The organism is Pyxidicoccus caerfyrddinensis, assembly GCF_010894405.1.
In the GTDB taxonomy this organism is placed as follows: domain Bacteria; phylum Myxococcota; class Myxococcia; order Myxococcales; family Myxococcaceae; genus Myxococcus; species Myxococcus caerfyrddinensis.
Genome location: NZ_JAAIYA010000002.1, coordinates 346183 through 357270, shown reverse-complemented (window position 1 = coordinate 357270; position 11088 = coordinate 346183). Strand labels below are relative to the sequence as shown.

Annotated in this window: 9 protein-coding genes; 4 read left to right on the top strand and 5 right to left on the bottom strand. The window is 71.8% G+C overall.

The window, feature by feature from the left end; translation table 11 throughout:
* The first annotated feature begins 91 nt into the window (after positions 1 to 91).
* The gene (locus G4D86_RS05080) at positions 92 to 1702 is read left to right on the top strand and encodes a serine/threonine-protein kinase (protein ID WP_163990041.1); all 1611 of its coding nucleotides are present in this window, start codon (positions 92 to 94) and stop codon (positions 1700 to 1702) included.
* A 117-nt stretch (positions 1703 to 1819) separates the two neighbouring features.
* A complete protein-coding gene (locus tag G4D86_RS05075; protein WP_163990039.1) occupies positions 1820 to 2671 on the top strand; it encodes an ATP-grasp domain-containing protein in 852 nt (283 codons plus the stop codon).
* Between the two features lie 12 nt (positions 2672 to 2683).
* On the opposite strand, the gene G4D86_RS05070 is transcribed toward G4D86_RS05075, so the two are convergent.
* A complete protein-coding gene (locus G4D86_RS05070; RefSeq protein WP_163990037.1) occupies positions 2684 to 4102 on the bottom strand; it encodes an alpha/beta hydrolase in 1419 nt (472 codons plus the stop codon).
* A gap of 211 nt (positions 4103 to 4313) precedes the next feature.
* On the opposite strand from G4D86_RS05070, the gene G4D86_RS05065 reads away from it, so the two are divergent.
* The gene (locus G4D86_RS05065; RefSeq protein ID WP_163990035.1) at positions 4314 to 4850 is read left to right on the top strand and encodes an FHA domain-containing protein; all 537 of its coding nucleotides are present in this window, start codon (positions 4314 to 4316) and stop codon (positions 4848 to 4850) included.
* 78 nt (positions 4851 to 4928) lie between these two features.
* Here G4D86_RS05065 and G4D86_RS05060 read toward each other — a convergent pair whose 3' ends face one another.
* The 4 genes from G4D86_RS05060 to G4D86_RS05045 form a co-directional block, all read right to left on the bottom strand.
* Positions 4929 to 5654 (bottom strand): tetratricopeptide repeat protein, encoded by a 726-nt coding sequence (locus G4D86_RS05060; RefSeq protein WP_240360053.1) that lies wholly within the window; start codon positions 5652 to 5654, stop codon positions 4929 to 4931.
* Positions 5623 to 7122 carry a serine/threonine-protein kinase gene (locus G4D86_RS05055; RefSeq protein WP_163990033.1) on the bottom strand — a complete coding sequence of 500 codons (1500 nt, stop codon included), beginning with the start codon at positions 7120 to 7122 and terminating at the stop codon, positions 5623 to 5625. The genes G4D86_RS05060 and G4D86_RS05055 overlap by 32 nt, the downstream gene beginning before the upstream one ends.
* 332 nt (positions 7123 to 7454) lie before the next feature.
* On the bottom strand, positions 7455 to 9155 hold the full coding sequence (locus G4D86_RS52065; protein ID WP_205519468.1) for a hypothetical protein: 1701 nt from the start codon (positions 9153 to 9155) through the stop codon (positions 7455 to 7457).
* A 7-nt stretch (positions 9156 to 9162) separates the two neighbouring features.
* Positions 9163 to 10377 (bottom strand): PEGA domain-containing protein, encoded by a 1215-nt coding sequence (locus G4D86_RS05045; RefSeq protein WP_163990031.1) that lies wholly within the window; start codon positions 10375 to 10377, stop codon positions 9163 to 9165.
* A 195-nt stretch (positions 10378 to 10572) separates the two neighbouring features.
* Between G4D86_RS05045 and G4D86_RS05040 the strand changes: the two genes are divergently transcribed.
* Positions 10573 to 11013 carry a host attachment protein gene (locus G4D86_RS05040; RefSeq protein WP_163990029.1) on the top strand — a complete coding sequence of 147 codons (441 nt, stop codon included), beginning with the start codon at positions 10573 to 10575 and terminating at the stop codon, positions 11011 to 11013.
* Positions 11014 to 11088: the final 75 nt, after the last annotated feature.

Here is an 11088-nt window from a genome sequence, read left to right as displayed (position 1 = left end):
CGCAACGGGGCGGATGTAGCCTGGAGTGTGTTGTCACCACACTCCAGGTGCAACAGCACCCGCATTCCCACCCCGATAGAGTTCTCTCGCCATGACCTCGCACACCCAGACGAGTCCCGTCTCGCGCTTCCTCGACAGCCACCTGCGACGGGACGCGCAGGGTCGGGAGCTGTCCGTGGCCCGCTTCATGGCGGGCCTGTCCGGTGCCTCGGTGGTGGTGGCGGCGGCGCTGGGGCCCTCGCTGGGCTGGGGGCTGACGCAGGCGCTGATGGGGCTGTCGGCGGTGCTGTGCGTCTACTACACGGTGCTGTGGCGGGTGCTGCGCTCGGGCGTGTTCCACCCGGCGGTGCCGTGGATCAACGTGGCCATTGAAGTGAGCATCCCCGCGGTGGTGCTGGCCTTCGACCTGCGCTACCAGGGGCCCGTCTACGCGCTCACCGCGCCCACGCTCGTCATCTGGCCCACGCTGATTACGCTGGCCACGCTGCGCAGCAACCCGCGGCTGGCGCTGTCCGCCGGCATCCTCGTCGCCGCCGAGTACCTGGGCATCTACTTCCTCTTCGTGCGCCCGCTCCTGCCGGACGAGACGCTCATCACCCTCACCCCGCGCTTCATCGCCACGCGCGCCTTCTTCTTCGTCGCAGCCGGCGTCTTCACCGCCATCCTCGCGCGCCACTTCCTCCAGCTCACCCGGGGCGCGCTGTCCGCCCTGCGCGAGCAGGAGGTCATGGGCAAGTACGTGCTGCATGAGCGCATTGGCGCGGGCGGCATGGCGGAGGTGTACCGCGCCACCTACTGCCCCGAGGGCGGCTTCCAGAAGGCGGTGGCCCTCAAGCGCATCCTCCCGGCCTTCACGGACAACGAGGAGTTCGTCACCCTCTTCCGCCACGAGGCGGAGCTGTGCTCCTCGCTCAACCACCCCAACATCGTCCAGGTGTTCGACCTGGGCCGCCACGGCGGCACCTACTTCCTCGCCATGGAGTTCGTGGACGGGCTGCCGCTGAGCAGCCTCTCCAAGGCGCTGGGGCGCAAGCCGCTGCCACTGGCGGCCGCCACGTACGTCGCCGCGGAGCTGGCGTCCGCGCTGGACTACCTCCACCGGAAGACGGGCCCGGACGGCCAGCCGCTGCACCTGGTGCACCGCGACCTCAACCCGCCCAACGTGCTGGTGTCGCGCTTCGGCGATGTGAAGCTGTCGGACTTCGGCATCGCCCGGGGCGCGGCGCGCGCGCAGCTCACCATGGCCGGCAGCGTGCGCGGCAAGCTGGGGTACATGGCCCCGGAGCAGGCCATGGGCCGGCCCTTCGACGGGCGCGCGGACCTCTTCGCGCTCGGGCTCACCCTCTATGAAGCGCTCACCGGACGACGCGCACTGCACGCCGCCACGGATGAGCTGCTGCTCCGCGCGGCGGTGGACCAGCAGGTGGAGCCGCCCTCGCGCCTCAACCCGGAGGTGCCCGCGGCGCTGGACGCGGTGGTGATGCGCCTCCTGGAGAGGGACCCGGCGCGCCGCACCGCCACCGGCGCGGAGCTGCGCTCGCAGTTGCTTGCCCTGGAAGGCGCGGCTGCACCCTTCCCCCGCGGGCAGGCGCTGATGGCGCAGGCGGCGCGCGAAGCGCAGGAGCAGGCGCGCCGCGCGGTGGCGGCGCAGGAGGAGGCGGACCACGTGCCCACCAGCCGCAAACTCACCGCACGGGCCTGACGTCCGCCGTCCTCGGGCCCTCGGGTAGGAGCGGGCGGGCAGGCGCGCAAACCGCTGCGCCCCCCGCGCCGTCCGCGCTATCAAGGCGCCGCCGATTCCCCACCAGGAGCCCGCACCTTGGACGTCGCCGTCCTCACCTACTCCGGCCTGCCCCAGCTCGACGCGTTCGACTCCCCGCTGCTGCCCGCGCTGGCGGACCTGGGCGTGGACGCGCGCCCCGTCGTCTGGGACGACCCGGCCGTGGACTGGCGCACCGTGCGCGTGGCCGTGGTCCGCTACACGTGGGACGCGCACCTGCGGCGCGACGAGTTCGTCGCCTGGGCCGAGCGCGTGGGCCGCCTCACCCGCCTCTACAACCCGGCCGACGTCCTGCGCTGGAACACGCACAAGCTGTACCTGCGCGAGCTGGAGGCGAAGGGCGTCCCGGTGACGCCCACCGTCTGGGTGGAGCGCGGCGGCAGCCTGGACGTGGGCGCGCTGACCCGTGAGCGCGGCTGGGACGCGGTGGTGCTCAAGCCCGCCGTGTCCGCGGGCGCGCTGAAGACGTACGTCTTCCCCCGCTCGGACGCGAAGGAGGCCACCGCCCGCGTCACCGAGTTGGCCGCCGAGTGCGAGGTCATGGTGCAGCCCTACCTCACCGCCTTCGAGACGGAGGGCGAGCGCAGCTACATCTACTTCGACGGGGCCTTCAGCCACGCGGTGCACCGGCCGCCCACGCTGCAGGGCGCGCCACGCGGCTTCTCCGAGCCCCGCACCTTCACGCCCGACAACCCGACCGAGTCGCGGCTGACGGAGTCCGTGCTGGAGGCCATCGGCCAGCCCTTGCTCTACGCGCGCGTGGACGTGGCCACCGACAACGCCGGCCACACGCGGCTCCAGGAGGTGGAGGTGACGGAGCCGCGCCTCTTCCTCTCGCTCGACGCGGGGGCACCGGGCCGGCTGGCCCGGGCCATCGCCGCGAAGCTGTGAGGCGTTAGCAGCCTAGAGGCCGCACACCTTCGGGTCCGCGTTGCGGAAGGAGCACAGCAGCTTCGGCAGGCGCTTCTTCCAGAAGGACCAGTCGTGCGCGGCGCCCGGCTCGTTCCAGTGGGCCACGGTGTAGCCCTTGGCCTTGAGCGCCGCGACGAACTGGAGGCTGGACTGGCAGTCGTCGCCGCCCGGCTCGTCGTCGCGGGTGCAGCCCGCCGTGGGCGAGCCGTGGTCCACGTAGAAGCGCAGCGCCACCACCGGGTCCTGCCCCGCGCGGACAATCATCGCGTTGCCGTCGTCCCGGTCCACCTGCCCGTCATGCGGCCAGAAGAGCGAGCCGGACTGGCAGCCCACGAAGCCGAAGCGCTCGGGCATCTGGAAGCCCGCGTACGCCGAGATGAGCCCGCCCAGCGACGCCCCGGCGATGCCCGTGTCCTGCGGCCCTGTCTTCACCCGGAAGGCCGCCTCCACGCGGGGCATCAGGTCGTCGCGCAGGAAGCCCAGGTACTCGTTGCCCAGCGGCGTGGGCCAGTTCGGGTCCTTCTTCGGGGGGAAGGTGTACTGCGCCAGGCGCACGTTCTGGTTGGGCAGCGCCACGAAGACGAGCACCGCCGAGTCCCCCGGGTGCGCCGCGTACCAGGCGTCCGCGGCGTCCGCGAAGGACTCGCGGGTGAGGCTCTCGTTGCCGTCGTGGAAGTACATGACGGGCAGCGCCGGGCAGTCCTCCCCGTCGTAGGCGGCGGGCGTGTAGACGAAGACGTCGCGCGCATCGTTCAGCGCGGTGGCGTGCACTCCGTACCACGCGGTGAGCCGGCCCTTCGTCGTGTCCTGCAGGCCCGGGTACACCAGCGAGTTGAACTGCCCCACGTCGTTGCGGTTGAGGCCGTCCCACACCACGTGGTGCGCGGCCGGGTCCTGGAAGTAGTTGCCGGCCTTCACCAGCTTGTACGGCTGCGGGCCGGTGCGGGGGATGTCCACCTCCGCCACGTACAGGTCCGTGTCCCGCACCTGCACCAGCGGCGTGGCGGTGGCGGACCACTCGTTGAAGGCGCCCGCCACGAAGGTGTCCCGCCCGGCGTCGCCGCGCACGAAGAAGGCCACCCGGGGACGGATGGAGCGGGTGTCATTCACCAGCGGCGCGCCGCCCTGCTCGGCCACCGCCGCCACGAAGCGGTCGATGGCCGCCACGCGCGCCTCGCCCGTCGTCGCGCGGCTCATCTCCAACTGCAGCTGCGACAGGAGCGACATGGGCGCGCCGTGCACCACCGTGTCGCGCTGGCACGCCGAGGGCTCCTGGGGCCCGGCGTCCACCGTCCCTCCGTCGGGGAACGTCTGGGTGAAGGGCGGGGGCGGCGGGGTTCCGGAAGCCGGGGAATCATCACAGGCGGCCCACAGGGCCGCGCACAGCAGGACGGCGGACAGACGGCGCATCACGTTTCCAGGAGGCTGGGGGGCCTTGACGGAGGGGCGATCAGCAGGCGCCGCATGGGACCTGCGACAGCATGTGGGGGTAGGTGTACTACAGGCCCCGGCTCGCGCGCGAGTGGGGGTCCCCGGGCCCGCTTCCGCCCATTCGTGGACCCGTGGACAACCTGTTGCGCCTTGTGCCGCACGCCGCCCTGAGGGAGGTTATGCAGTCCTCATGGCCCGCGCTCTGTTGCTCTCGCTGCTCGTGCGTCAGCACATGGCACTGAAGGAAAGGTTTCGCGCCAAGTACCCACACCCGTGGCTGGTGTGGGAGGCAGGCGCCTGGAACGTCCCTGAGACGGTGGAAGGCAACGTGGCCGCCACGCGGCTGCCGCTGACGGACCTCCGCGACTGCCTGCCTGCCGGGGACGCCATGTGCTTCGAGCTGGTGGCCATGGCCGAGCGGGGCCCCATCGGCCTGGGGCGCTCCTCGCACAACGCCATGGTCGTCAACGACGCCACGGTGTCCCGCGAGCAGCTCGTCCTGGCCCCCACGCCGGACGGGCAGTGGCAGGTGACGCGCCTGCCCGGCTCGCGCCCCGTGTCGCTGGAGGGCGTATCGCTGGAGCCGGAGCAACCTGTCGTCCTCCGCCCGGGCCTTCAGCTCCAGGTGGGAGACGTGCGCCTCACCTTCCATGACGCGGAGGGCTTCAACGAGCGCATCGGCCGCATCGCCGCGCAGGTCCTGGCGCAGGCCGTCGCGCCCCGCTGAAGCCCCGACGTCGGACCCCGAGCCGTACCCGTAGGAGCGGGCCTGGCCGAACGCCTCACGCCGCCCGGCGAGGTGGGCCTACCGGGGACGCCCCACACTACCCAGCGAGGTGGGTCGCGCGTCCGGACCGCTGGTCGCCAGGATGACGCCGGTGGTGACGAGCGCCGCCGCCGCGCCCGCCCCGGCCCACACCCACCACTTGCGCGTCCACTTCGCGCCCCCCTGGGCCTGACCCCGCGGCCCGGGTCCGGTGAGCGACTGCGCGGTGCGCACCTCCAGCGCGCGCTGCTCGGCCTCCAGCTCCGCGCGGCGGCGGGCGGCGGCCTCGGCCTCGGCGTTCGCCGCTTCCGCGCGAGCGTGTTGCACCTGCTTGTCCTGCTCGGCGCGCTCGCGCTCCAGCCGCCGCGCCTCCTGCTCGCGGGCGCGGGCCTCCATCTCCTGCACCAGCTCGCGCACCACGGGTGCGGACGCCGTGTCCGGCATCAGCGACAGGTAGCGCCGGTAGAAGAAGGCCGCGCGGGAGAACTGGCCGAGCTGCCGGTGGCACTGCGCCATGTTGAAGAGGAAGCCCGGCAGCGGCTTGAGCCGGTACGCCTCGCTGAAGGACTTCAGCGCCTTGCCGAAGTCGCCCACGTCATACGCGAGGTTGCCCTCCGCGAAGCGCGCGCGCGCCTGCTCCTCCACCTCGGGCGACACCGCCGCGGGCTCCTCCGCCCACGCGGACGACGGCGCCCCCAGCAGCAGCAGTCCCAGCAGGAGCAGCGACAGCCGGCTACGGGGCGGCGAACGGGTCGATGACCGCATCGCGCACCCCTCCCTTCCGAGGCGCCGGCCGCGAGGAGCCCGGCGTGTGCCGCGGCGCCGTCTGGGCCTTGGCGAGCGGCACCACCAGCTCCGCGTGCTGGTCCAGCCGCACCACCCGCTCCAGCGGGACATAGCCGGCCAGCTCCACCCGCAGGCCGATGGGCGCGTTGCTCCCCGGGAACTCCTTGATGAGCGGCGTGACGCCCAGCACCTCACCCGTGTCCGCGCGCAGCACCTGCGCCCCTTCCGGGAACGAGCGCACCGTGAGGGTGACGGGCCCGTGCGCCGCGGCCGGGGGCGTCGTGTCCGCCGCCGCCACCATCGCCGTCGCTCCCACCATCAGCGGAGTGGGCGAGGGCTCGCGCGCGAACCGGAGCCCGGACCAGGTGAGCACGCCGGACACCAGCGCCAGCACCGCCGCGCCCGCGGCCAGCGCCACGCGGGGAGGCAGACGCCCCACCGCCGCGCGCATCCGCTGCGTGGGCCGCTCAGAGAGGTCCACCGCCTCGGCGGCGGCCGCCAGCTGCGCGGGCGTCGTGGGCAGCAGCAACAGCGCCGTGGTCACCTCCGCCAGGCTCTGCGGCCGCGCCTCCGGCTCCTTCGCCAGGCAGCGCATCACCAGCGCGGACAGCTGCGCCGGCAGCGGCTCGCCGGAAGGCAGGTGCGTGGGCAGCGACGGCGGCGGCTGGGTGATGATCTGCACCACCAGCTGGCCGAAGGCCGGAGCCTGGAAGGGAGGCCGCCCGGAGAGCAGCTCGTAGAGGATGTTGCCCACCGCGTAGACGTCCGCGCGCGGGTCCACCTGCAGGCCCGCGGCCTGCTCCGGCGCCATGTACGCGGGCGTGCCGATGATGGTGCCGTCCATCGTCCCCGTGGTGTTGCCCTCGGCCGTGAGGAGCTTCGCCACGCCGAAGTCCAGCACCTTCACGAAGTCCGGCTGGCCCGCGCGGTGGATGATGAAGAGGTTGTCCGGCTTGATGTCCCGGTGCACCACCCCCACCTGGTGCGCCGCGCCCAGCGCCGCGCACACCTGCACGACGATGCGCTGGATGCGCGCGAGCGTCAGCTTCTCCTCCAGGGCGAGCGACGACAGGCTCTGCCCGCGCAGCAGCTCCATCACGCAGTAGACGTGCCCGCCCGCGCCCTCGTCCACGAAGTCGAAGATTTCGACGATGTGCTCGTGGTTGATTTGATTGACGGTGCGCGCCTCCTGGAAGAAGCGCTGCACGAAGCTGCTGTCCCGCGCGTGCTCGGCCTTGAGCACCTTGAGCGCCACCTGGCGTCCCAGCCGCACATGGCGCGCCTGGAACACCTTGCCCATGGACCCCTCTCCGAGGAGTCGCTCGAGCTGGTAGTTCCCGAGCGTGGAGCCTTCCCGCAGCTCCACGTCGGACCGGTTCACGACGCCAGCCACGGCGCCCCCGGCGGTAGACAGGACGGTCTGTGCGAAGAGGTCATCGGAGCCCATGATGGGAAGAACTTTCCATGATCGGGTCCAACGGCAACCCTCTCACGACAGTCTGTCTTCCCAGGGACGGCGAACTTGTCGGGCTGTGAGAATTCGCGATGCCTCATGCGGCGAGTTTCCGAGGGAACGCCCTCGGAGGAACACCCACCCGTCCCGCCGGGGCTGTTCGCCAGTCGCCATGCCGGGGCCGCGTCCGCCCACCGGTGACTGACGGCCAACGAACAGTGCGGGAGTGACGGATTCACGACGCGGGGGCTCGGAAGTCGAAACAGGGTGGGCAGCGGGGGTGCGCGGTGGGGCCTCGGGAGAGGACCCCGCCGCGCGTCAGACGGTCACCCACACGACTTGTTGGGCTGGCACGTGCCCGCCGCGCCGTTGCTGCGCGTGCAAGCGGTGCCCTGCGGGCAGTCCGCGCTGTCCGCGCAGTCGGTGCCGTTGTTGCCGTCGTTGTCGACGCGGTCGGCGCAGAGGGTCTCCTTCTTGCCGCCGGCGGCGCAGACGCACCCGGTGCCGCAAGACTGGTTGTCGCAGTCCGCGGTGTCCGCGCAGTCGGTGCCGTTGTTGCCGTCGTTGTCCCGGCCATCGCCGCAGAGGGTCTCCCTGCGGACGCAGTTGGTCAGATTGCAGCCGAGGCCGCACTCGCCGCTCACGCAGTTCTCGTCCGAGTTGCCGGCGGCGCAGTCAATCTTCCCGTCGCCGTCGTCGTCCGCGTTGTTGGAGCAGTTGGTCTCCTGCGCCGAGCCACCGATGCACATCTGCGAGGGCACCTGACCCGAGGGCTGCACGATGATGGTGTAGTCGCAGTCCAGACGGTCGGCGCAGTCGGCGCCGTCGGCGCCGTCGTTGTCGCGGGTGTCGCGGCAGTTGGTCTCCGCGCACCGGGGCGTCGTGGCGGAGTACACGCAGGCGGTGTTCGACTCGCCGGCCACGCACACCTTGGTGTTGCAGTCCGGGTCCGCGCAGTCGATTTCCGGGTCGCCGTCATTGCTGATGCCGTCGGTGCAGTCCGTCTCCGTCCGCTTGCCGCCGCCGCACGTGCAGCCCTGGCCGCAGGGCTCGCCGGTGCAGGCCGCGGTGTCCGCGCAGTCGATGCCGTTCTTCGCGTCGTCGTCCACGCCGTTGGCGCAGTCACCCTCGACGCACGCATTGACCTGGCAGATCTTCCCGTCGCCGCACGACTGCCGGTCGCAGTCCGAGTCCACGCAGTTGGCGGAACCGTCGCCGTCATCGTCGATGGGAGCGCTCTGCGCGGTCTGATTGCCGCACTCCGTCTCCTCCTTGCGGCCATTCACGCACGCGCAGCCCGTGCCGCAGGCCTTGTTGTCGCAGTCGTCGCGGTCCGCGCAGTCGGTGAGCCCGTCGTTGTCCTCGTCGCCACCGGCGCCGCAGTTGGCCTCGGTCTTCCGGCCGTTGCGGCACACGCAGCCCTCGCCGCACGCCTGGTTGTCGCAGTCGTCGCGGTCCGCGCAGTCGGCCGGGCCGTCGTTGTTGTCGTCCACGCCGTTGCCGCAGTCCAGCTCGCCGCGCCGGACGCACTCGCCATTCACGCAGTTCTGCAGGAGGGTGCAGGCCGTCTCGCAGCGGCCGCAGTAGCCGGGGTCCGTCTGCAGGTCGAAGTCCTCGTCGCTGCTGCCGTCACAGTCATCGTCCTTGCCGTTGCACTCCTCGTTGCGCGGGACCACCTGGTTGACGCAGATGATGGCGCCGTTGCGGTCACACACGGACTGGCCGGGCTTGCACGTCCCCACGCCGCTGGTGCCCGCCGGGCCCGTGTAGCAGGGCGTGTCCAGCTCATCGACGGCGCCGTCGCAGTCGTCGTCCACGTTGTTGCAGCGCTCGCCCTCCTCGGGGAGGCAGCAGTACTTCGGCCCGTCGTTGGGCAGCGCCGTGCACAGGTAGCCGTCGCCGCCACAGTCCGCGTCCGCGTCGCAGGTGTAGGGCACGTCGTTGGGGAACTCCACCTTGCAGCCCGCCGCACCGGACAGGAGCAGCAGGGCGCAGAGCGCGCGCAGCCAGGGATTGAAGGTCTTCATAAGAGGCTCAGAAGCTCCCGCCGACGACGAGGTGGAGCGCCGTGGAGGACGCGGCGCCGCCACGCCCACCCGGCTCCAGCGAGGAAGAAGAAGGGGCACTGCGCGCGGGCACCACCACCAGCCACACCACGCTGCCCGCGGTCACCACGCCGCCGCCGACGATGAGCGCCGTGGCGAGGTTGGCCTGCGACTGCGCGTCCAGCCGCTCCTTGCGGCTCACGTCGTAGATGCCGTCCCCGTCCGCGTCGCCCGCCCGAGCCTCCACGTCCTTGGCGCTCTTGCCCATCACCATGCCCACGCCCACCGCCGCCAGGCCCACCAGCGCGGTGTAGAGCGCCGGCCGCTTGAAGACGGAAGCGCCGCCGCCGCTCCGACCGGAGGCCCTCGCCACCGCGTCGTCGCCGGGGCCTTCCGGCGCAGGGCCGGAGATTTCCAGCCGCACCTCCACCTCTTCGCGCGCGCCGGGCTTGAGGTTCAGCGTCCGGGTGAAGGTGCTGTACTCGTCCGCGGACACCTCGAGCTGCGCGGTGCCCGGCGGCAGGCGCGCCTCCACGCTGCCCACGCCGAGGATGCGCTCGCCCACCTTCACCACCGCCGTCGACACGTTGACGCTCACCTTCAGCACCGCGCGCGGCCGGGCCAGGGCCATCATCCGGTTGGACAGCTTGGTGGTGGCCTCCTTCTGGAAGGCGGCGTCCTTGGGGTTGCGCCCCGTCACCACGTCCTCATGCACCACACGCCGGTCGCGGTCATACGTCCACGCCCGCAGCGTCCAGCCCGCGTCCTCCAGGGACAGGCGCGCGGTGGTGAGCAGGTCCGCGTCCAGCGACTCGGCCGGCTCCGAAAGGCACGCGGCCTCCGTGCAGCGCACCGCCGCGTCGTAGCCGTCCGCCAGCCGCTCGCGCGCATCCTGGAGGTTGGCCCCCAGCGTCACCATGCCGGAGGACATGGCCCCGCGCGCCAGCGCCTTCAGCCAGACGGCCGACTGCTGCGCGCCGGCCCGCTCGGGCGTGTCCAGCCCCAGCAGCACGAAGCGCGGCATCAGCTCCGTCTTCGGGTCGTCGGCGCGCAGGTCCAGCCCCATGTCGCCCGGCGGCTGCTCCTGCGTCGAGGTGTCGCTGCTGAGGTCCAGGCCCAGTCCGCCCTGCTCCTGGGCCCACGCGGGGTGGACCCACAGCGCGAGCGCCAGCAGGGCGACGGAGGAGGCGGCGGGAATACGCATACTGAACGTTCTACCCTGTCACCCCCCACAACGGAATGATCCTCGGGCACGGCCTTCCGTACCGGGGAGCAAACCCTGTCAACCGGGGTGGGACATGGCCGCCTGCCCTGCGCACGACAGGGGCGCGGCTCGGTGACGGAAGCTTGCCGGGCGCCATGCCTGTCCTCATCTCCCTTCCTAAAGGAGAGAAACGACATGGCGGATGGAACGCTCTGGATTCTCGTGGGGAACGCGAGCCGTGCACGGCTCTTCGCGACGGACGCGAAGGCGCAGGGGGACTGGCAGTTGGTGGAGGAGTTCCAACACGAAGAGAGCCGCGCCAAGGCCTTCGAGCTGCTCAATCAGCCGGACAACCCCAACGCGGGCACGCTCCACGGCCCGCCCCCGGAGAACGAGCCCAACGGCCGCAAGGAGTTGGAGCACGACCGCTTCGCCCGCGAGTTGTCCGACTACCTGGACAAGGGGCATGATCGCCAGGCCTTCGACAAACTCGTCATCGCGGCGCCTCCCGTTTTCCTCGGACGCGTGCGGCGGTTGCTGAGCTCACGGGTAAAGCAGCGCGTGCTGCTGGACGTGGACGCGGACTACTCCAACGTGCCGGCCAGGGACCTGCCTGACCGGGTGCCTGTCCTCTAGGCAGGGAAGCGCGGAAGGCACCCGCGCGCGCGGGGCTCTGGTGTATAGGGCGGGGGCAACCTCCTCGGAGGGCCC

What these genes read in the sequence shown, in the direction of transcription:
- G4D86_RS05080 (WP_163990041.1), top strand. Translation starts at nt 92, where the DNA reads ATGACCTCGCACACCCAGACGAGTCCCGTCTCGCGCTTCCTCGACAGC.
- G4D86_RS05070 (WP_163990037.1), bottom strand. Translation starts at nt 4,102, where the DNA reads ATGCGCCGTCTGTCCGCCGTCCTGCTGTGCGCGGCCCTGTGGGCCGCC.
- G4D86_RS05065 (WP_163990035.1), top strand. Translation starts at nt 4,314, where the DNA reads ATGGCCCGCGCTCTGTTGCTCTCGCTGCTCGTGCGTCAGCACATGGCA.
- G4D86_RS05060 (WP_240360053.1), bottom strand. Translation starts at nt 5,654, where the DNA reads ATGCGGTCATCGACCCGTTCGCCGCCCCGTAGCCGGCTGTCGCTGCTC.
- G4D86_RS05055 (WP_163990033.1), bottom strand. Translation starts at nt 7,122, where the DNA reads ATGGGCTCCGATGACCTCTTCGCACAGACCGTCCTGTCTACCGCCGGG.
- G4D86_RS52065 (WP_205519468.1), bottom strand. Translation starts at nt 9,155, where the DNA reads ATGAAGACCTTCAATCCCTGGCTGCGCGCGCTCTGCGCCCTGCTGCTC.
- G4D86_RS05045 (WP_163990031.1), bottom strand. Translation starts at nt 10,377, where the DNA reads ATGCGTATTCCCGCCGCCTCCTCCGTCGCCCTGCTGGCGCTCGCGCTG.
- G4D86_RS05040 (WP_163990029.1), top strand. Translation starts at nt 10,573, where the DNA reads ATGGCGGATGGAACGCTCTGGATTCTCGTGGGGAACGCGAGCCGTGCA.